22 protein-coding genes are annotated in these 22,178 nt (G+C 53.5%); all 22 read right to left on the bottom strand.

Annotated features, from left to right (window positions below):
- Window positions 1-178: 178 nt before the first annotated feature.
- The 22 genes from BLA28_RS24420 to BLA28_RS24310 all read right to left on the bottom strand — a co-directional run bounded on the left by BLA28_RS24420 (window position 179) and on the right by BLA28_RS24310 (window position 22,089).
- Complete coding sequence (locus BLA28_RS24420; protein WP_071699557.1) at window positions 179-694, bottom strand: SLOG family protein; 516 nt, start codon at window positions 692-694, stop codon at window positions 179-181.
- A 140-nt stretch (window positions 695-834) separates the two neighbouring features.
- Complete coding sequence (locus BLA28_RS24415) at window positions 835-1,170, bottom strand: helix-turn-helix domain-containing protein (RefSeq protein ID WP_071699556.1); 336 nt, start codon at window positions 1,168-1,170, stop codon at window positions 835-837.
- A 495-nt stretch (window positions 1,171-1,665) separates the two neighbouring features.
- Entirely contained in the window at window positions 1,666-3,438 is a 1,773-nt protein-coding gene (locus BLA28_RS24405) for an antirestriction protein ArdA (protein WP_242955520.1), read from the bottom strand.
- A 13-nt stretch (window positions 3,439-3,451) separates the two neighbouring features.
- Entirely contained in the window at window positions 3,452-3,667 is a 216-nt protein-coding gene (locus BLA28_RS24400) for a transposon-transfer assisting family protein (RefSeq protein WP_008982715.1), read from the bottom strand.
- 1 nt (window position 3,668) lies between these two features.
- Window positions 3,669-4,862 carry a MutS N-terminal domain-containing protein gene (locus BLA28_RS24395; RefSeq protein ID WP_071699553.1) on the bottom strand — a complete coding sequence of 398 codons (1,194 nt, stop codon included), beginning with the start codon at window positions 4,860-4,862 and terminating at the stop codon, window positions 3,669-3,671.
- A gap of 12 nt (window positions 4,863-4,874) precedes the next feature.
- Window positions 4,875-6,749: a DUF3849 domain-containing protein gene (locus tag BLA28_RS24390; protein WP_071699552.1), complete on the bottom strand. Its 1,875-nt coding sequence runs from the start codon at window positions 6,747-6,749 to the stop codon at window positions 4,875-4,877.
- 16 nt (window positions 6,750-6,765) lie between these two features.
- Window positions 6,766-7,524: an adenine nucleotide alpha hydrolase family protein gene (locus BLA28_RS24385; RefSeq protein WP_071699551.1), complete on the bottom strand. Its 759-nt coding sequence runs from the start codon at window positions 7,522-7,524 to the stop codon at window positions 6,766-6,768.
- The gene (locus BLA28_RS24380; protein ID WP_071699550.1) at window positions 7,521-9,590 is read right to left on the bottom strand and encodes a DNA topoisomerase 3; all 2,070 of its coding nucleotides are present in this window, start codon (window positions 9,588-9,590) and stop codon (window positions 7,521-7,523) included. The genes BLA28_RS24385 and BLA28_RS24380 overlap by 4 nt, the downstream gene beginning before the upstream one ends.
- Entirely contained in the window at window positions 9,587-10,366 is a 780-nt protein-coding gene (locus BLA28_RS24375; protein WP_071699549.1) for a DUF4366 domain-containing protein, read from the bottom strand. Before BLA28_RS24375 ends, BLA28_RS24380 begins: the two co-directional genes overlap by 4 nt.
- Window positions 10,359-10,595 (bottom strand): DUF4315 family protein, encoded by a 237-nt coding sequence (locus BLA28_RS24370; protein ID WP_071699548.1) that lies wholly within the window; start codon window positions 10,593-10,595, stop codon window positions 10,359-10,361. The genes BLA28_RS24375 and BLA28_RS24370 overlap by 8 nt, the downstream gene beginning before the upstream one ends.
- A 16-nt stretch (window positions 10,596-10,611) precedes the next feature.
- Window positions 10,612-12,816, bottom strand: coding sequence for a C40 family peptidase (locus BLA28_RS24365; protein WP_071699547.1), 2,205 nt, complete (start codon window positions 12,814-12,816; stop codon window positions 10,612-10,614).
- Complete coding sequence (locus BLA28_RS24360; RefSeq protein ID WP_071699625.1) at window positions 12,816-13,802, bottom strand: DNA-methyltransferase; 987 nt, start codon at window positions 13,800-13,802, stop codon at window positions 12,816-12,818. The genes BLA28_RS24365 and BLA28_RS24360 overlap by 1 nt, the downstream gene beginning before the upstream one ends.
- Window positions 13,803-13,843: 41 nt before the next feature.
- A complete protein-coding gene (locus BLA28_RS24355) occupies window positions 13,844-14,437 on the bottom strand; it encodes a nitrogen fixation protein (protein ID WP_071699546.1) in 594 nt (197 codons plus the stop codon).
- Window positions 14,438-14,454: 17 nt separating this feature from the next.
- On the bottom strand, window positions 14,455-16,854 hold the full coding sequence (locus BLA28_RS24350) for a VirB4-like conjugal transfer ATPase, CD1110 family (protein WP_071699545.1): 2,400 nt from the start codon (window positions 16,852-16,854) through the stop codon (window positions 14,455-14,457).
- Between the two features lies 1 nt (window position 16,855).
- Window positions 16,856-17,236, bottom strand: coding sequence for a PrgI family protein (locus BLA28_RS24345; RefSeq protein WP_071699544.1), 381 nt, complete (start codon window positions 17,234-17,236; stop codon window positions 16,856-16,858).
- A complete protein-coding gene (locus BLA28_RS24340) occupies window positions 17,205-17,693 on the bottom strand; it encodes an XF1762 family protein (RefSeq protein WP_071699543.1) in 489 nt (162 codons plus the stop codon). The genes BLA28_RS24345 and BLA28_RS24340 overlap by 32 nt, the downstream gene beginning before the upstream one ends.
- Window positions 17,681-18,250 carry an MT-A70 family methyltransferase gene (locus BLA28_RS24335; RefSeq protein ID WP_007593032.1) on the bottom strand — a complete coding sequence of 190 codons (570 nt, stop codon included), beginning with the start codon at window positions 18,248-18,250 and terminating at the stop codon, window positions 17,681-17,683. Before BLA28_RS24335 ends, BLA28_RS24340 begins: the two co-directional genes overlap by 13 nt.
- Before the next feature lie 13 nt (window positions 18,251-18,263).
- Window positions 18,264-19,133, bottom strand: a complete 870-nt coding sequence (locus BLA28_RS24330; RefSeq protein ID WP_071699542.1) for a VirB6/TrbL-like conjugal transfer protein, CD1112 family — start codon at window positions 19,131-19,133, stop codon at window positions 18,264-18,266.
- Window positions 19,134-19,172: 39 nt separating this feature from the next.
- Window positions 19,173-19,388 carry a Maff2 family mobile element protein gene (locus BLA28_RS24325; protein ID WP_005934794.1) on the bottom strand — a complete coding sequence of 72 codons (216 nt, stop codon included), beginning with the start codon at window positions 19,386-19,388 and terminating at the stop codon, window positions 19,173-19,175.
- Between the two features lie 93 nt (window positions 19,389-19,481).
- Window positions 19,482-19,697, bottom strand: a complete 216-nt coding sequence (locus BLA28_RS24320; RefSeq protein WP_005934794.1) for a Maff2 family mobile element protein — start codon at window positions 19,695-19,697, stop codon at window positions 19,482-19,484.
- A 134-nt stretch (window positions 19,698-19,831) separates the two neighbouring features.
- A complete protein-coding gene (locus BLA28_RS24315) occupies window positions 19,832-21,601 on the bottom strand; it encodes a VirD4-like conjugal transfer protein, CD1115 family (protein WP_071699541.1) in 1,770 nt (589 codons plus the stop codon).
- On the bottom strand, window positions 21,598-22,089 hold the full coding sequence (locus tag BLA28_RS24310) for a PcfB family protein (protein WP_071699540.1): 492 nt from the start codon (window positions 22,087-22,089) through the stop codon (window positions 21,598-21,600). The genes BLA28_RS24315 and BLA28_RS24310 overlap by 4 nt, the downstream gene beginning before the upstream one ends.
- Window positions 22,090-22,178: the final 89 nt, after the last annotated feature.

Genomic DNA, 22,178 nt, shown 5'->3' with positions numbered 1-22,178 from the left:
GAGGCACTATTCGACTTTCCGAAACAGAGTGACTTCTTCTTGAGCCGTGAAAGGCTGCACAAAAAAATGAACGCAGTACACGGATTCCACAATCGCGGAATCGTGTACTGCGTTTGTATTTTAGAAATGATTTTTGCGATTTAAGCAAGGATTGATTTGTGGAGGCGTTTTTGGGCATTTATAACCGTTCAACCGCAAGTGTTGCCGGATTGACTTTGATGATTACCTTCCCCTTGCTTTGGGCGTACATCACTGTCTTGCCTGTACCGCTGGGCTTGCCGTCCCATACTGCAATGATGTAATCAGCGTGATCTACCATGTACCGATTGCGCTTGTCCATGCAGTCAGGAGTATAGTGCGTTTGAAGAAGCGTTTCTTTATCACATTGAGCAGCAATGCCATAGTACCTTTCGCGCATTGCTGCATTCCACTTGGCTGCCTGTGTTTCGCACGGTATGGCACTCTCAAGCGTAATGCCAGGATAAGTCTTTTTCAGTTCCAGTATGATCTCGGCGGCGTACATATCAACGCCGAGAGCCATGCCAGAGATAAAGTGGGTGACATTTTCATCTGTAATCAAAGGGATAATTTGTTTTTTTAGGGTTTCTTTGAGCGCAGTGCAGCGTTCATCATCCTCACGAAAGCCAAAGGGTAAATTTTGAGGTCGGTGTCCGGTGAAGGCACAACTTTTCATATTCTTGATCTCCTTATATGTATTAGCGTGTGTTTCTAAATCGCTTATACATAGATTATAGCATAGAAAATCAAGAAATTTGTAGAAATAAGTCGGCAAAAGAAAAAACTGCGTGAAAAATCACGCAGCCTTCAATGAGCTTACTTCATGTTATCCTTCTCTTGCTGGATCATCAACTCAACCATTTGCAAAATACGCTTTTGCGCTTCGGGAGGAAGATCAGCAATTTTCTTTGAGAGTTCTGAGGCTTTTGCCTCTCCGCTATGCTCTAAGACATCGCAGAAAATTGAATCAGCGGATGTCTCCAAGCCATTGAGCAAAATAATCAGCTTCTCGCAACGCGGAAATGACATCCCTCTCTCGACGGTGGAAATATAATTTGTGGTTAAGCCGGTCTTTTCTGCAAGATCCTCTTGTGTAATACCAAGACGCTCACGGGCTTGCTTAACGCGCTTTCCTATTCGTTTATCAATCATGGGCGTTTACCTGTTCCTTTTCTAAATCGCTCATGAATATTATATGGTTTAGAACCATAGTGATACAGAAACGCTAATGGTGTTACTATGGATTAGCGAATGATTTTACGGTAAAATTCAAGGAAAAGACACAAAAAAGGAGCCTCTGCCGATACCCAAACCGGGCATCGACAGAGGCTCTTGGTTCGTTTTCCGGGCATTCAAACAAGTGCCGAAATCGACACTTATTTCCGCGCTAAAGAAGAAACTGCGCAGGGAATACAATCACTTAGGTTGGTCAATTTTCGTAGCTCTGAGGCTTGCAATCACAGGCTTTTTCGACCCCTAATTGTCTACTCTGCGACGCCTTGCGGGAGAAGTGCGGACAGGCGATGAGATCGGCACGGAAACTCTGCTTGCAGCTATGGACGCAGCGGACGCAGAAGCGGTTATACTTCCGGCGTCCGCTGTCCCCGATGAAGAACGACCACTCCTGTCTCCATTTCTGACTTCTGCTCACAGCTCAATCTCTCCTTTGTGCTTTTGGGGAGGGCAGCATTCCTTCTGCTTTTCAGCCTTTGCAGACTTGAGCCTGTCCATGATGGAGGACTTTTCACCCCTTTCGGGGGCTTTGGCATCAAGGGTCTTGTCCTCCTTCGGACCGTTGTTGATGATCCCATCAATCATGCCGTAGTCATCCTCCATTGACATCTCCGCTGCCTTGAGGTAGTTTTCCTTCTCAAGTGCCGCCATCCAGCTTTCCTTGCTGATACCGAGCATTCCGCCCTTTGCCGCATGGTCGGCAATCTCCTTGGCATCTACGCACAAGCCCTCGGTGTTATCGGAATAGAGACGGTAAACCTCGCAGCCCTTCTCCAAAGCCTTCTCAGCCGCCTCCTGACCGGCGGGAAGAACGCCAGCCCATGCGTAGCCGTAGTCCTTCATATCCTGAACGGAGAGCACGGGATCGGGCATTTCCGGCACTTCCTTGACCTCAAGGTCGAGAAGGCGGAGCGTGTCATCGTCAAAGCCGTTGTAGACATCATCAAGGACGAGCTTACCGCGCTCATCGACGATGATGCAAGCCGCCTCATCGCCGTAGGTGTCATGCTCCATCAGATAAAAGCTGTGACCGCCGATTTCGTGCTGGTCAATGGTGTGCCACGTTCCGATGTGACCGGCAACCGTCAAGCCGGAGGTATCGGCGTTCATCTCGAAGTCCTTCTGCTCGATGCTTTCCTGCTTCTGCTGCTCCTTCGAGATCATGGGGATTGCCACAATCTTATCGCCCAGCTTTGCAAACTGCTCCGGCACCTTGAAGTGGTCAGAGAACTTCTGCATTTGCTCTACGGTCAGAGAGCCGAAGCTGTCATCCGTCAAGCCAACTACCATGAATGTTCCGGCAACAACGTCGTAGATGTCACCGTCCTCATCTCGCAGAGCGCGGTTCAGGGGCAGACCTTCCAGCTTGCCTTCCTCATTGCAGACTAAGGCAACAGGGTCTTCGTAGGGATAAATTGCCTCGATGCAGCCGCCGACCTCATGCTGCAAGGACTCCAGACCGGAGTCAATCTCCTTCACATAAGGTTCCTTTCCCGGCTCAACGATGAGAACGGCAATGGTGCTGTCACGCTCGGTAGCTTCCCCTGAGCCGGTGATCCGGTATTCGTCGGGAATATCATTAAGATCGCCGTCGAACTGTCTGTCCCATCTCTCGCTTGCGACGCGGACATAGCCTTCATCGGTGAAGCGTCCCTGCTCATCCATCGCAATGTCGCACCCATAGCGTTCATAGTCGATGTAATTTGCCAGAGGACCGAGATCCTTTTCGGAGTAGATACCGGCTTCGTGGGCGTAATAATAGCCAAGGTCGGATTCGTCGTTGATACCGGGCATGATGTCGTAGCAGTCCAGATTGAACGTCAGGTTGATGAGATCGTCGATGTCGCTGACCTCATCGCAACCGGCTTCCATAATGGCAACGAGCTTTTCCTGATCGCTCAGGGAAAGCTCGTCAATCAAAGCGGCAAGGTAGTTGAGCTTATCAAGGCTTTCATACTCGCCAAGCATCTTCTGGACGCCGTAGATCGGGCATTCGTAGTCGGTGATAAACCACTCTTCGTAGGGCTGACCGAAATCATCCTGCTTGCCGATCCCGATGCGCTCAAAGACCCTCTGCATCTCTTCCTCTGTGGTGGGCAGCTTCACCCACTCACCGACCAGCATACCCTCGTTGTACTTGCCAAGGTTCGTGACGAAGGCTTCAAAATCACCGTCTAATACGGGCATGGGCATCCTCCTTTCAGTCATCTACCATGCCGTCCGGCATGATATACAGTTCCTCAAACTCCGCGTCGGTCATGGCTTCGAGCTTCCGGACGGTCTTATACATCAGCTCCGCAATCTCACCGTCCATGTCGTTCAGGGTGACGCTCTTCATATCGTCGATCAGCCGCTTCCGGCTGGACGTGTTGAAGCAGCACATCAGGTTGAGTTCTTCTACGGTAAAGTTTTTCATATCAGAGTACCATATCCTTTCCTTTCGATTTCTGCGGTTTCGGCGTGTGGGTCGGCTGTGCCTTCTGTGCGGATTTCAGTTTGTCACGGATGGATTCACGGGCAGCGGGCTTCTTCGGGATGGTGTCGTAGATGGCAGTTCCGGCATCCTCCACATAGGCGCGGACATACTGGATGCTCTCAGAAAAGCGGATGGGGCGGTTCTTGTCCTCGATGTTGGTCAGCCGGACTTCATCAGCGGCAAAATCAACCGCGTCGATTCTGCACTTGATCCCATCCACATTCAGCGTTGCGCCGACAGGAATGTAATCTGCGCCTTTGAGTTCCTTGAAGGTCTCGCCGTCCTTGCTGAGAAAGACATCCATGCCGGACTTCCAGAGCTTGTGAGAACCGGCTACCCACGCACTTTCACGAAAGCCAGTGACCGGAATAGAAGGCTTGCCGCGTACCTTCTTCACAAGGAGCTTTGTGCCGAGCAAGGGCGCAGCTTTTTCCGCGTCCTTGCCGTACAGCTCAAAATAGCCATTCTGGGCAAAGCAGACCAGTGCGTCCGGATGCGCCTTTTTGACTACCTCATACTTCCGAAGTTCTGCAACGGGCAGAGGGGCAAGCGTCTCTGTCCTTTCTGCCTCCGGCAGTCTGTCACGGCGGCTTTTCTGCTTGGTCAACACTTCTGTCAGAGCCTCCGCGTCCTTCGGGAGCGTCCGGTGGGCTTGTACGCCGCCATGCTCACTAACCAGAGCCATTGCTGCATCGAAGCTGCTGCGGCAGGGGGCTTCCAGCACAAAGCCATCCGCAAAGGTCAGCCGGTCATGATCCGGCGCAACAGAGTTCTGCGCTACGTTTGCCGCCTGTTCCCGGTAGTTGATCTCAAAGACATCCCCGAACACCTTGCCGCGCTTGACAGCTTTCGGGACAATGACACGGGCAATGCACTCGTCGTAGGTCTGCTCCGCATAGAAACGGAAGGTATTGTGATCCCGCGTTCCCTGAATGAAGACCTGATTTTCGTTGAGGCAGTGCGTTCCATGCGGACGGCAGAACCACATCAGCGTCTTGTCTTCGGGATTCTGGCTTTCGGCGGCGCGGCGGATGATGCGCTTGTCGATGTCGAAGTCTTCCTTGTAGCTGTCTACATGACTGTCCACGAGCTTTTGAAGCTCCGCAATGATGTCAACGTCTGTGTATTTCTTCATGCGTCTCCCTTCTTACAACTCCATGTCGTGTGTTTTGGATTTGACCGGGGACTTCTTCTCCGGCTGTGTTTTCGCGGCAGCTTTGAGCTGATCGCGGATGGAGGGCTTTTCCTGCTTCTGCTCCTGCTTAATGTATTCCAGCATCGGCATCAGCTCACGGTAGCAGCCCTGCGTTTTCCGCGTCGCATGACGGCGATGGATTTTGAACAGCGGCTCACCGTTCTGCGTGACCGTGTTGCCCTCAATTTTGACGCCGTTCCGTGCCAGCAGATTGAAGGAGTGGTTGGAGGCGCGGTAGGAAGCCCGCATTCCGTCGTTGTTATAGGCGATCTGCCCCTTGAGCGTGTCCATGATGGCGGCTTTGATTTCCTTCTCTTCCGCAGTCAGACGGTGCGCTTTCGGTGCTTTTGCCGCTTCCTCCGGCAAGGGGGCAAAGGGAGACTTGACCTCCACTGTTTTTACCTCAATAGAGGTAATCTCACCGTTCTCCCATGCAACGACCTCCGGGTCTCTTTTCTCTGCCTTCTCGGAAGTAGCTTCTTTCTGTGGTTCGGTCTGCTGACGGAACGCATCCACGAAAAGTGCCGTCAGTCCGGGATTTGGTTTATCCACAAGGAAGCGGGAGGCATTCTCCGGGCAGACCTCAACACTCTTTGCCCACTCCTTGAGGGGCTGCGGAATGCGCCCGTCAAAGTCTTTCTGCTGAATGGTGTTTGCGAGGACATATCGGACGCGCTCCGGAGGGAACTGCTCAAGGACGCTTTTCACGGCAGCATCCGCATCCAGACGGTTATCACCGTAGTTAGAGCTGATCGCCGCTTCAATCGCCCTGCGGCATTCCTCGTTTGCCGCAAGGGAGGCGCGGTATGCTTCCATCTCACCGGCTTCATAGGCGTAATTTGCCGTCTCACGGTAAATGGGTGCTTCCGGCATCGGCTCTGCGGGCGCTTCGGTATCTTTCTCTGCGGACTGCGCTTTCTCTGCCAGCAGTACCTTGAGCTTGGCGTCAATGCCCTCGATCATCTCAGCCGCCGTCTTCCGGATGGTGTCCAGAGAGCTTTTCAACTCCTTGGTTTCCTTGCCGGATGACCAACCGGCGATGTACCCGAAGGAGTAGTCCGAGGTTTCAATGCCGTACCGCTGACAGACAGTGTAGGCTACGCTTTCCGCCTCAACCTCTTTGGTGTGACGATCCTTCTTATCTTCGGGCGCGGCTTTCTCGTCAGGCTTGAAGGCATGGAGCTTTGCGTGGGCGATCTCATGAATGGCGGTCTTGACCGTCTGGATTTCGCTCATGCCCTCCTGAATGGCAATGCGGCTTTCAACCGGAGAGAAGAATCCCTTTGCGCCGCCCGGAATATCCTCAAAGGAAATTGGGACGGGAGACTCCTGCTTGAGCGCATCGAAGAACGCCTCGTAGTTCTCGACGGTGCCTTTCAGCTCATCGACGATGATGTCCGGAAGCTCCTTGCCGTCCGTCTGGGAAACATCAAAGACACTCACCACCTTGAAGGCAGGACGCAGAACCTCGACCGTTTCCGTGACAGCCTTTCCGTCTGCGCCGATCACCGGCTTCTGCGTCAAAGGGTCAATCTTCTCACGCTCTTCCTGTGCCTTGTACGGCGCGGGCGCAAGAATTTTGATGCCTTTTTCGCCCTTCATGACCTGACGGTCAAAGTTGCGCTGCCACGAGGTATAACCGGCAACATAGGTTGCCTCCGGCTTCTGCATCGCAATGAGCAGCGTGTTGTTGAAGGAATAGTTGTAGAACTTGGACATCGTGCGGAGATATTCCTTGAACCGCTCGGATTCAAAAAGCTCCTTGATGCCCTGTTCCAGCTTGTCCGTGATTTCGCGGACTTGCTGTGCATTTTTGTTTTCAGCCATCTCAAACCTCCATTTCTTATTTGCTTTTGGGCGAAGAAAACCCCGTCTGGGATTTGCTCAGTAAACGAGCCTTTACCTCAGACGGGGTTTCTCTGCGTGTCAGCCGACGATGAAAGATGTTATCCTCCTTCTCCCATTCAATCAGCCGGTCAAACAGCTCCGGGTGTTTTGTAATCATGTGCAACAGCTCTTCGTCGCTTGCATTGGGACAGAACCAGCAGCCGTTTCTCCGGCAGTGAGCGTAGATCGGGGAAAGCAGCCCGTGTTCCTGACAGAGCTTGTAGGCGTCCGCCTCGGTCATACCGTATTTGGCAAGCAGACTGACCTTCGTTACTCCATCCAGACGGGCAAGGCGTTTTGGCTCATCCTCCGCGATGCCGACATAGCTCACAGTGTCCGGCGAGAGCGCGGCATTGTACTTGCGGACGGGCGGGATTTTGCAGTCTCGATTGACTGCACACATACCAGCCCATGCGAAGCCGCGAACCTCGCCCTTATGCGATCCGCGGGTGATGACATGATGGAACACATCATCGTAGGTCTTGTCTGCATGGAGAATGGTGAACTTGATGCCCAGCTCCTTTTCACAGAAGGGCTTGAGCCGGTCATAGATGAAGTCCCGGTGTTCCGGGACTTCGCCGCTTGTGTCTTTGTCGAACATGACCTCACTGAAAACCGCCTCGTCAAGCGGCTCATTGTGCTGTGCAGCCAGCAGGAGCGTCGCTACGCTGTCTTTGCCTCCGCTGCAAGAGGCAACATACTTCGGGCGGCTCATCGGTCAAACTCCATTTTGAAGCTGACGTATTTGCCGCCGCTGTCATCCAAACGAATGACCGCATCATAGAGCTGAGGCTTCTTCGGCGTGTAAAGCCCGGTCACGCGGCACCAGCCCTTGTCCAGCAGCTCCTTTGCAATCCTCTTGGTCAGCTTCTTTTTCTTACTGGAAAAGAACTTGTTGTCTTCCCACAGGCAGAAGGAGCAGTCCTTGTTCGAGCAGTAGAAGTTGCCCTTGCCCACATAGACCAGAGAGCCGCAGCGGGGACACTTGCCGATTTCCTCCTTGCCCGTGCCGAAACGTTGGGCTTCGGCATCGGAGAGAAACGGATAGGCTTTTACAAGATCGCCGGTCATCCGGACAATGCCGCTGAGGAAGGCGTCCGCATCTGCCTTGCCGCGTTCAATCTCCATGAGCGTGTTTTCCCATTCCGCCGTCATTGCGGGAGACGTGATCTGTTCCGGCAGGACGCAGACGAGGTTGCAGCCGTCCTTTGTGGGAATGAGGGATTTGCCTTTGCGCTCTGCAAAGCCGGATTTCACCAGCTTTTCAATGATACCGGCGCGGGTCGCGGGTGTTCCGAGACCTTTCTTCTCGGTGTCATCGTCAAACTGATCGTTTCCGGCAGTCTCCATTGCAGACAGGAGCGTGTCTTCCGTGTACTGCTTTGGGGGCGTCGTGAAGTGTTCGGTGACGCTGGCGGACACACCATCCAGAACATCGCCCTCATGGACTTCGGGCAGGGACTTCATGGGATCGTCCTTTTCCTTCGTCTTGAGGGAGGACTTGAACAGCTCTTCGATGGCTTTCCATCCGTTTTGAACGACGGTTTTGCCCTTGGCTTTGAACGCATAGCCCTCGCAGGAGAGCGTGATCTGCGTTTCTGCGTAGGTGTGCTTCTCGCCGGTCGCACACAGAAGGCGCATCCCAACAAGATTGAGGATTTTCTGCTCCGACTGAGGAAGCGCGGAAACATCCTGCTTTTCGAGCTGGACGGTCGGGAGAATGGCATGGTGATCTGTGACCTTGCTGTTGTCGGTTACGCGGGCAATGTCCGGAGTAACCGAAACGCCGGAGAAAAGCGGAAGCTTGCGGCAGACAATAGAAATGACCTGACGGGCGGTGTCCTCCATATCATCCGTAATAAACTGGCTGTCCGTGCGCGGATAGGTCAGGAGCTTCTTTTCGTAGAGTGTTTGTACGAGATCGAGCGTCTGCTGGGCGGTGAAGCCGTAGTAGCGGTTTGCCTCGCGCTGCAAGGTGGTCAGATCATAGAGCTTCGGAGGATTGACGGTTTTCGTCTCCCGCTTGAGAGAAGAAACGACGGCTTGCTTTTTCTCGCAAGCCGCCGCAATTCTTTTTGCTTCCTCTTCGGTTTTGACCTTTTCCAGATCGGCGGTCAGATCGCCCTTGCCGACGTGGACGTTGAAATACTTCTCCTTCTGGAAGGTTGAGATTTTCCCGTCACGCTCCACCAGCATTGCAAGGGTCGGCGTCTGGACGCGCCCGACCACCAGCTTCTTATGATAGAGCGTGGTGAAAAGGCGGGTGCCGTTGATGCCGACAATCCAGTCTGCCTTCGAGCGGCTGAGTGCCGCTTCATAGAGACGGTCATATTCCTTGCCGTCCCGGAGATGGTTGAAGCCTTCGCGGATGGCGGAGTCCTCCAACGAGCTGATCCACAGACGCTTGAAGGGCTTGGTGCATCCGGCTTTGTTGTAGACCAGCCGGAAGATCAACTCACCCTCGCGTCCTGCATCGGTTGCGCAGACCAGCTCGGTGACGCGCTTGTCCTTCATAAGAGCGGACAGCACCTTGAACTGCTGTGCTTTGTCCTTTGTGACCTCGAACATCCAGTTTTCCGGAACAATGGGCAGATCGTCATACCGCCACTTGGCATACCGCTCATCGTAGGAGCTGGCGTCTGCCAGCTCCACCAAATGACCGAAGCACCACGAAACGATGTAGTTGCCGCCCTCCATGTAGCCGTCCTTGCGGGACGTCGCGCCCAACACCTTTGCGATGGACTGGGCGACGCTGGGTTTTTCAGCAATGACTAAGATCAATCTTCATCACCATCCGTTTCAGCATCCTCCGCAATCTGCGGCTCATCATCCTCGTTGATGTACGGCTCTTCCTCGTAGCCTTCATCATCAAAGAAGTCCATATCTTCATCCTTGGGCTTTCTGCCCTTGACGAACTTGATGTAGCAATAAGCTGCACCCGCAGCACCGGCAAGAACGAAGATGACGAGGATCATGCCGATGTTGGATTTCTTTTCGGGTTTAGGGGCGGGAGTATCGGTTTCCGCATCCTTGTCCGGCTCAGGTGTAACGGGGGCTGTGCCGGTGCATTCGCTCATGTTGGTCTTGCAGACCGGGCAGTCGGTATTGACTTGACCGGCAGCGCATTTTTCCTTGCAGTTACAGGTGGTCAGAGCAGCCGCAGTGTCATCATCCAGCAGCGCAAGCAGATCGCTTTCATCGACCATGTTGAGGAAGTACGTCTGGTACTGTTCCTCGTCTTCGTTGATCGGCGCATCGTAGTCGATGACAATGAAGAAGGTATTGCCATTCTTCGTCTGGACAGTGATGAACTGCTTGTTGGTTGCCTTGTCATAGAGCAAGTCGCGGGTGTAGGCGTTGCCCTCATCGTCAATCGGCTCACCCTTCGGCTTTTCCGGCGCGGGAGTAGTCTCAGGTTGCTGTTCCGGCTGGGTTGCCTCCGTAACGGGAAGGTTCTGCTCGGTATCATCGGCGTAGGCAAACGCCGTCACCGAGAAGCAGGACAGAACCATGACGCAGACCGCAAGGACGGTCAGAAAACGAAACTTCTTACGCATTGTCGATTACCTCCGTATTTCCGGCGGGCTTGGTGCCGCCCTTCATGGAAGACAGGAACGCCATGATCTGATCCTTGTCCATCACCATAGAGCGCACGGTATTGATGATTTCAAGGTTTTCCAGCTCTGTCTTCTTGTCGTACAGCTCCTTGAGCTGACCTTCGATTTCGGACTTCTTCTTTTCAGCCTTCTCGATGTCTGAGAGGACTTTCTGATACTTGGGATTCATGAAAAACTCCTTTCTTTTAATAGGCGGGTCTTCCGAAGGCGTAGAAATGCTGCTGCCAGTAGGAAGAGTTGATGGATGTGTACTGAATGGGATCGCCGCAGTGGATCATGACCCCATCACCAACGTAAATGCCGACGTGAGACACGCCGGGGGTGTCATACGTCCCAACGAAAAAGATGAGATCACCGGGCTGTGCATTCGCCTTTGAAACCGGCGTACAGACGTTGTAAAGCCCCTGTGCGCCCAGCCGTCCGGTATTCACAAGTCCGCTGTTCGTGAGAACATAGCTGACAAAGCCGGAGCAGTCAAAAGACGTGTCGGGATTGGAGCCGCCCCACACATACGGATAGCCGAGATACTTTTCCGCCTCGGTAATCAGCGCTGCAAACTTCTCATCGTTCAGGTATTCCGGGTTGACATCGTAGTCGGCGGGAGGATTGGTGATGTACTTGTCCACATAGGGAGAGTCACCGAACAGATCCTCGCGGTTGCCCAGCACCGACATATACGTTGCGTACATGGAAAGCTGTTCCTGAGACATGATGTAGACCGGGACATGGGAGAGATTGAAGTTTTCGAGCTTCACGTTGCAGATGTAGTAGTCATACGGGACGCGATAGGTTTCCGTGTGCGTGTTGCCGTCTGCGTCCGTCCATGTGTCGGTTTCCGTGCGGTATCTGGTTTCGACGATAACCTCTTCGGTGAGGATATACTGCTTTTCAAACAGCATTTGGAGCGTACCCTGCACCTCATCCAGCGTGAACTCGCCCTCATGGAGAGCCGAGAGAATGGAGATCAGCACATAGGGGTCATGCTCAATATCGTCCAGATCGAAGTGGTATTCATCGTAGTTGTGAGTGCTTTCGTAGGTGTCGAGATAGCGTTGCAGCTCTTGCTCCATCCGGCAATACTGCGCCTCCGCGCCGAGCATCGCGTCATCCTCGCTGAGATAAGAGGAAGCGATAACCGACGAGCCGGTAGAGGTGAGCATCGAACACGAGCTGATTCCGGCACCGAGCAAAACGAGAAGGGCAATTCCGACGCCGATCCAGATGAAGACCTTCCTGTTGTTCTCAAAAAACTCCTTGATCTTGTCGGACACCTTTTCACCGAGCTTCTTGCCGGTATTCTTTGTGGCAGTCCCGGCAGTCTGAGAACCGGCATTTCGAGCGGCGGCATATTCCTTCTTGATGTTCTGCTTCTGATAGTGCTTGTTCATGTTCTGCTTCTTCATCTCAGGATGCTCCTGCTGATTTCTCTCATATTGGAGCTTCGCATCAGCAGCGTCCGCCTTGTGTTCCAGCTTGGAGACCTTCTCATAAGGCTTGTTGACGCTGCTTTCCCGATGATGACGGAAATGCCTCGCAGCGGTCTCAGCGGCAATCTCTGTTTTATGCGCCGCCTCAACCGCCGAGTTTTCCTGCTCGACCTCATGGATTTTGCCGTGAATGCCGGAAGCGAGGGTGTCACCGACCTTACGGACGGTTTTATCTGCTTCAAATTGCAGCTTGCCTTTGCCCTTGGGCTTTTTCAGCTCATCCTCAAAATGAAAGCGGGTTTTGCCCTTGCCGGTCTCTTCATCGAAGACACGCTCTTTCTTGAGAACCTTGTGCGTGGGCAGCTTCTCACGGGCGGCATCCAGACGCTCATACGCCTTCTCGGACTTCCTTTCGAGCTTCTGCATCCGCTTCGTGGTCGAGACGGCATCGTCCGAGACCGGCTTTGCGGAGGAAGTCTCTGCCGCTTGGGAGAGAATGGCATCTGCATCCACTGCTTCAACCGCAGAGGTCTTGCGCAGCTTGTGTGTGACAACCGTTTCGGCAATCACCGTGCCGGTATGAGAAGAAACGCTGTGCTGCTCTAAAGTTGGAGGCTTAAACGGCGTTTCCGAAGGCAGCGGTTCGGGTACATTCTGGGGTGGATTTTCTGCACTTTTCTCTTCTGTGACGGACGTTTCCGAGGGCGGCTGTGTGTCGTTATCTTCGGCGTGTTCCGTCTGAAACTGACGCTGCTGACGGCGCATCTGCACCTTTTTCTGTTCCTCCGCAGAAAGAGCTTCGGAAGGCACGGCTGTCTCAACCGGCTTGACCAGCTCTGCATCTTCCAGCCGTTTTGACACACGCTGTTCGGTGCCAGCCGTCAGGTTTTCCACGACCGCGCCCTCCCGCGTCATCCGCACGACTACCTTGTCGCGGGCTTTGAGTTCCGGTTCCTTGGGCATCAGATTTTACCTCCGATCCGCTTGTAGGCAAGCTCGGTGTACGCCGGATTCAGCTCGATGCCGATGAAATGACGCCCCATCTGTGAGGCAACCATGCCGGTTGTGCCGCTTCCCATGAACGGGTCAAGCACAATGCCGCCTTCGGGACAACCGGCGAGAAGACAGGTTTCAACCAGCTTCGGAGGGTAGGCGGCGTAATGACCGCCCTTGAAGGGAACGGTGTTGATCTTCCAGACATCGCGCTTATTGCGGAGCGGATTGATGTCTGCGTCCTTGATCTCACCATGCTCACGCGGGCGGTTGATGGACTGCGGCTGAGGCTGACCGGGAACAGGCTTGCCGTACTTGTTGCCGCCCTTCATGCCGCGCTTGAGGCGTTCTGCCGTTGCGGGGGCAATCGGCTCGGAGATCGCCTTGTAGTCAAAGAAATACTTCTTCGACTTGGAGAACAGGAAAATATGCTCGTAGCAGCGGGCGCAGCGGTCTTTGACGCTCTCCGGCATGGGGTTATCCTTCATCCAGATGATGTCGTTGCGCAGATACCAGCCGGTATCGCGGAGGGCAAAAGCCAGCATCCACGGAATACCGATCATGTCCTTCGGCTTGCAGCCCTCAACCTTGTTGTTGAGAGCCACAGCCTGACCGTTTCTGCCGTTGGGGTTCTTCTGGTCAACGAAATCGCCCTGATTGCCTTTCCCGGCGTAGGTGTCCGAGATGTTCAGCCAGAGCGTTCCATCCGGACGCAAAACGCGCCTGACTTCGGTAAACACTTCCGTCAGGCGCGAGATATATTCCTTCGGCGTTGTCTCTCTGCCGATCTGAGCATCCATGCCGTAATCGCGGAGCGCGTAGTACGGCGGGGATGTCACACAGCAATGAACGCTGTCATCAGGCAGGGTTTTCAGGATTTCAAGGCAATCGCCGGTATGAATGATGTCAAGTTGTATGGTGGTGTACCTCCTGTTCTGTTGGATTTGTGTTTCCATTGAAATGTTGGCTGTAAAACCCGACAACATTTCAATGGGCATCAGTCGGAGTAATACTCGTCCGGCTCGTAATCCTCATCTTCCGTGAAGTCCTCGTCGAGATCGTCAATCTCGTCCGCCCAACGGTCGAAGATGTCCTCGGCTTCCTTCGCCGCCTCACGATAGAGGCTCAGGCGGTTCTTCTCAAAGGCAGCGAAAGCAGGGACGAACTTGCCGAACTCGCGGATTGCCTTCACATCCTGCGTGCGCATAACTGCGACGCACTGAATGATTTCGGACATCGTGAGCAGATCGTCGATCATCAGCTCATACTTGTCCTTGGGGATAGATACGGCTTCATCATCCGCTGCGTCAGCGAAAGGAGTATTCTCATCGCTGTTACTGCTTTCGGGAACATCAACCTTGAAATAGAAACCGATCATATCCACAGATACCTTGGTCATAATCTGACGCGCCTCCTTGACCTTTTCGTCGATGTCCTCCCTCACATGGAGGTAGGCGCGGTGATGCTTCTTGAGATCGCTTTCCAGTCGGATCAGATCGGTCAGCTCCCACAGAGCCTTAAACAGCGCAGAGGTATTCTCTCCGTATTCGATAGCGTCCGCGTAGGGAATGGTAATCATCTTGTTGTTCATATTCAAAAATCCTCCTATCAGTTCTGTACGGTTTCTTCGGGTTTGGTGGTCATGATGCGGTAGAGCTGGGTGTCCTTCGGGAAATCGTCCTTGAAGGGAACGATGGTCGAGCCGTAGAAGATCAGCCCCTCACCGGCATTGGAGTTGGTGATGTAGTTCTGCTGGCTGGGCGAGATGTTCAGCGCCTTCGAGAGAATCTGCCGGTCGCCGGATGCCTGATTCAGAAGGTAGACAAAATCCGAGTTTTCAAAAATGTTCTCCACCTCGCGGGAGGCAAGAAGATCCTTGACGTTCTGCGTGATTCCGGTCGGGATGCCGCCCCATTTTCTGAAACGCTTCCAGATTTCCACGCTGTACGCGGCGGTCTGTTCCTCTTTCAGCAAAAGGTGGAACTCGTCCATGTAGTAGCGCGTTGCCTTGTGCTGGGCGCGGTTGATGGTAACTCTGTTCCACACCTGATCCTGCACGATCAGCATACCGAGCTTTTTGAGCTGCTTGCCGAGTTCGCGGATGTCATAGCAGACGAAGCGGTTGTTGACATCCACATTCGTTCTGTGATTGAAGACGTTCAGAGAGCCGTGAACATAGATTTCAAGGGCAGTTGCAATGCGCTGTGCCTCCGGCTCCTTCTGATTTCTCAGAATGTTGTAGAGGTCTTCGAGGATCGGCATTTTCTCCGGCTTGGGGTCTGCAAGAAACTCCTGATAGACCATGCGGACGCTACGGTCAATGATGGTCTTCTCAACCGGCTGCAAGCCGTCCTTGCCGCCGACAATCAGCTCACACATGGAGAGGATGAAGTCGGATTTCAGCGTCAGCGGGTTTTCCTCTTCGGAGTAGTTCGTGTTGATGTCCAGCGGATTGATGTAATCCGTGCTGACCGGCGAAATGCGGATGACCTGACCACCGAGCTTCTGCACGAGGGGAAAATACTCGGCTTCGGGGTCGCAGACGATGATGTCATCCTCCGTGATGAGGAAGGCGTTCGTCATTTCACGCTTTGCGGAGAAGGACTTACCGGAACCGGGCGTACCCAAGATCAGTCCGTTGGGGTTTTTGAGCTGCTTGCGGTCAACCATGATCATGTTGTTGGACAGCGCGTTCAGCCCGTAGTAGAGAGCTTCGCCGCCCTGAAAAAGCTCCTGCGTGGTGAACGGCACGAAAACCGCCGTGCTGGAAGTGGTCAGTCCGCGCTCAATCTCCACCTGATTGACGCCGATAGGCAGAGAGGACATCAGCCCTTCCTCCTGCTGGAAGTCAAGACGCTTGAGCGCACAGTTATACTTTTGGGCAATGGCGGCGGTTTGGAACACCGCGTTTTCGAGCTTCTGGCGATTGGTTGCCGTGTTCATGATGAGGATGGTCACAAGGAACAGTCTCTCGTTGCGGGTCTGGAGATCCTGCAACAGACGCTTTGCCTCACCGCCGAAGGTGGCGAGATCGGACGGGATGATGTCCATATCGTAGCCGGAGCGGACTGCCTTTTTCTGCTCTTCGATCTTCATCTTGTCGAGGTCGGTGATCTTCATCTTGATGCTCTTGATTGCCTTCGCCTGGTCAATCGTCCGGATATGAAAATTGACCGTGATGTTGCTGTCCATCTCAAGGAAGTCGGCAAGCATACGGTCATTGAGTTCCGGCGCGAGGATTTGGAGAAAGCTCACCGCGCCGATGGTTCTGCCCATCTTGAAGCACTTGCCTTCACGGAAGTCAAAGGAAGTGGGCGCGATGAAGTCCTTCGTGCTGAGTCCCGTCCGGGCTACCATGTCAAAGGAAAAGCGGAATGGCTCATTGGTGTCCATGTTGAACACGTCATGAAGCACTTTCAGCCGCTCGTAGCCGGACAGCGGCTCGGTTCTCACACCGAGGATTTTGAAGTTGTTGAGAATGTCGGTTTCAATGCGTTCGAGCTTCGGCTTTGCCGTGCGGAGGGAGTCCGCCTCAACGCCGAAGGTGATGTACTTCTTCTTGACCAGTCCGTTGTTGCCCTTGGTGAGCTGGCTTTGCAGCATTCCGGAATACTCGGAGCGGATGTCGTTGAAGGCGTCCTCCTGTGCCGGAATGTTGATGCGCTTGCGGAACTCATTGAGGCTTGCCTTCTGATTGATGAAGGAGAGCTGGACGAAGATCGAGCTGTCGAAGTAGTTCAGAAAGTCGCACCAGTTCTCAAAGATGGCAGTTTTGTCCTCGTTCTGCGCAAGCTGGTAGTTGATGTCCTCAAAGGCGATGGACTTCGTGTAGAGGCGGCTGTTCACCTTGCAGATACCGTCGCGGCACATTTCCACATAGGGAATGGTCTGCTGGGCGGACTTGCGGACTTTCTTTGCCTTTCTGTCCTTTTTCTTCTGCATGACGATCCGCTTCTTTTCCTGAGCGGAAAGGGCATCACCGTAAACGACGCCGTTTTTGACGGTCATCTTAGGCTTTGCCTTTGCTGTGCTGTTGTTCAAGCTGCAATTCCTCCTGTTCTTTGATTTTCTGCTGAATTTCAGCGTAGAGATTGTTTGTGCGATAGGGACGCACCTTGTCCCGGATGAACATGGACTGTACGATGTGGTACAGATACTTTTCGGCGGGCTGACCGTCCTTCTCGTAAAGCGCGAAGAAGATGAACGGGAGCATGATCACCACCATCAGCATTGCCGCCGTAGACAAGTCGAGATGTGCCTTCGCCAGAAAGAAGATCGGAACGCCGACTGCCGCAGCGATGGAAAAACAAGCGAGCTGCCGCTTGGTCAGGTTGAACATGACCTTCGTTTTGACGCGGTTAAGATCCTTCGGGACCGGAACAAATGCCATTGACTGTTTCCTCCTTTCTAAGCTGCTTCTCGTAGCGCAGCTTCATTTGTGCGGGATATTGATCCTCCTTCGGCTGACGCTTGCCCGTCCAGCGAAGCCCACCCGCTTTGCCTTGACAGATCCAGCCGTAAGCCCGAAGGCTTGCACCGTTTTCGCTTTCCAGCGTGTAGGTGATGATGCGCTTATAGCCCATAGCCGCAGCAGCTCTTGCCGCCGCACCGTAGAGAAAGCTGCAAGCGTTCTTTTCTCCATTGGTGCATAGCCTTGTAACCTCCAATGTGAAGCCGTCATCCAGATACCGGCTGACGGGACGCCCGGCGATGATTACACCGACCAGCTCACCGTCTGCTTCACAGCCGATGGAAAACTTGTGACCGGCAACCGGCTTATGATGCCGGTGATGCTGCCGGACATACTCGTTGGCGTCTCGAAGAGAGATGGGTCTTAGCCGCAGCATGGTGTTTCCTCCATAGGAAGATGAGCCGTGCATTCGACCTCGTTGCCCCAAACGTCCCAGCCTTCGGGAGACTGACGGGCAAAAAGCTCCACGCGGGGAAGGTCTCCCATGAGCCGAACAATGCGCTCCCGCGCTTCATCCGGCTTTTTGGAATGCTCTTCGATGTGGCTGAGGATGACCTGACGCACACCGGCGTCAACTCGCTTCGGATGTCCCTTTGTTGCAAGGATGCAGATTTCGGCATTCGCCCTTGTCCAGTAGCCCATGCCGGTAAAGAGATCGTCGTTCCTTCGGTTTTGCTTCACCCATACAAAAGCCACGGTCTTATAAGAAAAGCCCCATGCCGTCAGCACTTCGAGTGCTTCACAGAGGCACGGGAACGTGATCCAGAGGAACAGAGCGCAGTCCTTAGCGGCAAGCTCACCGACCGGAAGTGCCTTGATGTCTTCAATGCACATTGTCGGGTAGTGGCTTTCCGCCGACCGTCCCTGTCCCTTCTTGGAGTAAGTCCGATACGCCCAAGGGGGATCGGCGTAGATGATGCTGTACTTCTTCATGCTGCCGACCTCCTTAGTGCGCATGGAAAATGGATTTTGCGAGGCTTCCGGTCTTGAACAGCGAGAAGCACAGAATGACCGTGTACGCTGCCACAGAGAACAGAGCCGAATGAATGTTGTCTGCGATGATCATGCCGTTGATCAGCACCGCATAGATGCCGACGCAGACCATGATGAGAAAGCCCTGAAATGCCAGAGCGAACAGACCCTTTAGATAGTTCGTGCCGATGCTGCCCCATTCGCGGTTGCTCATGGTTGCAATGGGAATAGGCGCAATGCTCACAGTGCAGTAAATCTCAATCATGCGCCCGTAGAGGATAACCGTAATGAGGATCGCCATGATTTTGAGGCACAAGCTGATCAGAAGAGTTTCTATCGACAGTCCGAGCAGTTCTCCGACGCCCATGTTCTCCATGCCGGTACGCATCTGCGCAATCGTCGCGTCAATGTCAATGCTCGTGTTGCCGTGAATGACACCGGCTGCACCGGAAACTACATTCTGCCCGATGTCGAATACTGCCATCACGATGTCAAAGGTGTGCGCCACGAGGTAGATCGCCACAGCCGCCTTGAAAAACCACTTGAAGAACATCCAAGTGTCCATGTCATGAAGGTTGTTTTTCTCGGTGATCATGGAAATCAGCTCGTAGCACAAAACGAAGGTGATGATGATACCAGCGATGGGGACTATCACGTTTTCGGATAGTCCCCGGATCATCTGGTACACGCCGCCGTTCCAGCCGGACGGAGTTTGACCGACCTCGGCGGCAATCGTTCCTACCTTCTCGTTGACATCGGTGAACATATTGGTCAGGTTGCTCTCGATCCATCCGATCAGCATATCCTTGAGAGCCTGTTCGATCTTTTCTAAAATGCTGCCCAATATTTCACCACCCTTCGGTTAAGCTGGGCTTGCCGTGGATTAGCCGAACAAACCGGAGAGCAGGGGGATGAGGGTCGTGCCGATCAGCACCACACCGCCGCCAGCCATGAGCTGCTTGATGCCCTGAGACTTAGCGCCGGGGTTGTCGTTGCCGTAGCCTTCCATGAGGTTGACAACACCCCACACCGCAAGACCTGCGCCGAGGGCGATAACAAGCGTCTGGAGAACCGTAACTGCCTGATTGATAAATGCCATACTTGAATTTCCTCCTTAAATCGTTGGTGAATTGTGAGGGGCAAGTGCCTTTTCCGCACCCGCCCCGATGGTTGCTTCTGCGCGGCTGCCGGATTAACCGAACAGACCGGAGAGCAGAGGGATGAGGGTCGTGCCGATCAGCACCACACCACCGCCAGCCATGAGCTGCTTGATGCCCTGAGACTTGGCGCCGGGGTTGTCGTTGCCGTAGCCTTCCATGAGGTTGACAACACCCCACACTGCGAGACCGGCACCGAGGGCGATAACGAGCGTCTGAAGAACCGTGACAGCCTGATTGATGAAAGCCATAGATTTTCCTCCTTGATTTGAAAAAGATTGGTTGTGTATTTTTGAAAATGGGCATAAAAAAAGAAGCCCCGTCGCTGTTCTGCTTTGGGATGAGCCATCAGGCTTTACCCACTGCGCAGTGCAGCGACGGGGCTTTAGTCTGCATCGACCTCGCCCATATCATAGAGGTCGAATGTGTCATCGGGCTTGACCACCAGCTTGTGCTGCCGGTATTTCTCGATGTCAAAGGCGTTCCGCTTGTCATAGTCGGAGAGCTGCCGGTACTTTGGATGCTTCGTAATGTCGTATTTGTTACTGAGAAAAGGTCTCACGCCTCGAAGCTGCAAAATACACTTGGCTCCGTCCATGACGGCGATCTCATCCTGAGACATCAGTTCCTTGCCGGTTTTCTGATAATTCAAGCCATAGGAGTTGTTGTTGGAACGGGTTTCTGAGGTGTTGTAAAGGTCGATTGTCTCCTTGCCCAGCACCTCGCTGATTTCCTTGAGCGTGGATTTCTCCTTGCCGCCGAGGAAAAGGGTGCAGTCACAGTTGCCCGTGATGGTGTCAGCCGCATCCTTGTAGATGGTCTTGAGCTGAGACTGGGACTGCAAGATGATTGACGCCGAAATTTCCCGGCTTCGGATGGTTGCGATGAGCTTATCAAACTTCGGGATTTGACCGATGTTCGCAAACTCATCCAGCAGACAGCGCACATGGACGGGAAGCCGTCCGTTGTAAACGTCATCTGCCTTGTCGCAGAGAAGGTTGAAGAGCTGGGAATACATGATTGCCACAATGAAGTTGAAGGTGTCATCGGTGTCGGAAATGATGACGAACAGCGCCGTCTTTCGGTCTCCGATGGTGTCCAGCTCCATCTCATCGTAGCTCATCAGCTCCCGCAGCTCTGCGATGTCGAAGGGCGCAAGCCTTGCACCGCAGGAAATTAAGATCGACTTGGCTGTTTTTCCCGCCGCCAATTTGTATTTGCGGTATTGCTTGACCGCGAAGTGATCCGGGTCACGGGCTTCCAGCTCGTCGAACATCTTGTCCACGGGATTCTTGAAGGTTTCATCGTCCTCTCTGGCTTCCGAGGCATTGATCATTTCGAGCAGGGTAGTAAAGTTTTTCTCGTGATCAGGTGCCTCGTACCAGATGTAACCGATGAGGGCTGTATAGTACAGCTTCTCCGCCTTCACCCAAAAATCTTCGCCGGACTTATCGCCATCTCCCTTCGTGTTGACGATGATCGTATTGACCAGCTTGAGGATGTCCTTCTCGCTGCGGATGTAGCTGAACGGGTTGTAGTGCATGGATTTCCGGAAGTTGATGGTGTTCAGCGACTTGATGACATAGCCTCCTTTTTCGAGCATTTTTCCGCACTCCACCAGCACCGTACCCTTCGGGTCAGTCACAACATAGCTGCTGTGCATCTGCATCAGGTTTGGCTTGACAAAAAAGCGCGTCTTACCTGAGCCGGAACCGCCGATGACAAGGATATTTTTGTTGCGGGCGTATTTCGGCTGCTTCGGGCGGCTGTTCATGGTCAGGAACTCCGTCTGCGTCAAAATGACGTTGTTAGCGAACTCCGGGTCCGTGTACGGCTTGATGTCCTCCGGCTTGCCCCATCGGGCAGATCCGTATTCTTCGCCCTGCCGGAACTTCTTGCGGTTCTTGCCTTTGACGTAGACCGCCAGCTTGAGCAGCGCACCGGCAATCAGACCGATGAGCAGATCGACGGGATGAAAGCTGGGAAGCGGATTTGCAAAGGCAGTGCCGAATACAGCAAAGCCGTTTGTCAGCTTGTCGATGAACTCCGTGCCGGGAGCGAGACGAAACACGGCGGCAATCTTATCCGCAAAGTAGAAGGCGAAGACATACGGAAGGTTCAGAAGAATGAGCTTCTTCACATCGGGTTTGCTCACAGCTCCACACCCCGATCCTTGGTTTTGACCTTGACCTTCTCCTTGTGCTGCGCCTTGCTCTGGGCTTTCTCCTGATCCAGCTTGTGCCGGATGGACGGCTGTTCCTTCTGCTTGACCGTCTTGGCGGAGAACTCCTTGAAGGCGGCGGTCATGACATCAACGTCCCGCCCCTTGAAGAAGACAAGATAGCTGGGCGGTTCTACGGAAAAGTCCTTCTTGAGCGCAAAGTCCAGACCGTATTTGCTGGCAGTTCGCTCAAAGGACTTGATGTTGCCGTCCGTCACTTCGATGTTGGAGATGGCGGCGTTCTGACTCATTAGGTGCTTGATGGACTGCTTGCCGCGATAGGTTTTGGGCTGCTTCATCTGCTTCTGCGCCTTTTCAATCTCCTGCACGAACTTGTCCAGAGCCTTTTTCAGCACCTCGGCAGAGATTTTGCCGCCCTTGATCATGATTGCAACAACTTTGGTGTTGACTTCATCCTGCATTGCAGTGATACCTCCTTTCCTTGAGATGATTGAGGGGATGCTACCTTAGCTAAGGCGGCACAATCCGGCGATAGATGATTTTCATTTAC

Origin of the sequence: Eisenbergiella tayi (assembly GCF_001881565.1) — a bacterium.
Lineage (GTDB): Bacteria > Bacillota > Clostridia > Lachnospirales > Lachnospiraceae > Eisenbergiella > Eisenbergiella tayi.
Note: the sequence above shows the minus strand (reverse complement) of the source record. Positions and strands in the feature narration are given on the sequence as shown.

Coding starts and splice junctions, on each gene's coding strand:
- BLA28_RS24395 (WP_071699553.1), bottom strand. CDS start 4,862: ATGAAGAAATACACAGACGTTGACATCATTGCGGAGCTTCAAAAGCTC.
- BLA28_RS24310 (WP_071699540.1), bottom strand. CDS start 22,089: ATGCAGGATGAAGTCAACACCAAAGTTGTTGCAATCATGATCAAGGGC.
- BLA28_RS24370 (WP_071699548.1), bottom strand. CDS start 10,595: ATGAATCCCAAGTATCAGAAAGTCCTCTCAGACATCGAGAAGGCTGAA.
- BLA28_RS24405 (WP_242955520.1), bottom strand. CDS start 3,438: ATGCCCGTATTAGACGGTGATTTTGAAGCCTTCGTCACGAACCTTGGC.
- BLA28_RS24390 (WP_071699552.1), bottom strand. CDS start 6,749: ATGGCTGAAAACAAAAATGCACAGCAAGTCCGCGAAATCACGGACAAG.
- BLA28_RS24345 (WP_071699544.1), bottom strand. CDS start 17,236: ATGGCATTTGTTCCGGTCCCGAAGGATCTTAACCGCGTCAAAACGAAG.
- BLA28_RS24340 (WP_071699543.1), bottom strand. CDS start 17,693: ATGCTGCGGCTAAGACCCATCTCTCTTCGAGACGCCAACGAGTATGTC.
- BLA28_RS24400 (WP_008982715.1), bottom strand. CDS start 3,667: ATGAAAAACTTTACCGTAGAAGAACTCAACCTGATGTGCTGCTTCAAC.
- BLA28_RS24415 (WP_071699556.1), bottom strand. CDS start 1,170: ATGATTGATAAACGAATAGGAAAGCGCGTTAAGCAAGCCCGTGAGCGT.
- BLA28_RS24355 (WP_071699546.1), bottom strand. CDS start 14,437: ATGAACAACAAGATGATTACCATTCCCTACGCGGACGCTATCGAATAC.
- BLA28_RS24420 (WP_071699557.1), bottom strand. CDS start 694: ATGAAAAGTTGTGCCTTCACCGGACACCGACCTCAAAATTTACCCTTT.
- BLA28_RS24360 (WP_071699625.1), bottom strand. CDS start 13,802: ATGGAAACACAAATCCAACAGAACAGGAGGTACACCACCATACAACTT.
- BLA28_RS24365 (WP_071699547.1), bottom strand. CDS start 12,816: ATGCCCAAGGAACCGGAACTCAAAGCCCGCGACAAGGTAGTCGTGCGG.
- BLA28_RS24325 (WP_005934794.1), bottom strand. CDS start 19,388: ATGGCATTTATCAATCAGGCAGTTACGGTTCTCCAGACGCTTGTTATC.
- BLA28_RS24385 (WP_071699551.1), bottom strand. CDS start 7,524: ATGAGCCGCCCGAAGTATGTTGCCTCTTGCAGCGGAGGCAAAGACAGC.
- BLA28_RS24335 (WP_007593032.1), bottom strand. CDS start 18,250: ATGAAGAAGTACAGCATCATCTACGCCGATCCCCCTTGGGCGTATCGG.
- BLA28_RS24375 (WP_071699549.1), bottom strand. CDS start 10,366: ATGCGTAAGAAGTTTCGTTTTCTGACCGTCCTTGCGGTCTGCGTCATG.
- BLA28_RS24350 (WP_071699545.1), bottom strand. CDS start 16,854: ATGACCGTCAAAAACGGCGTCGTTTACGGTGATGCCCTTTCCGCTCAG.
- BLA28_RS24320 (WP_005934794.1), bottom strand. CDS start 19,697: ATGGCTTTCATCAATCAGGCTGTCACGGTTCTTCAGACGCTCGTTATC.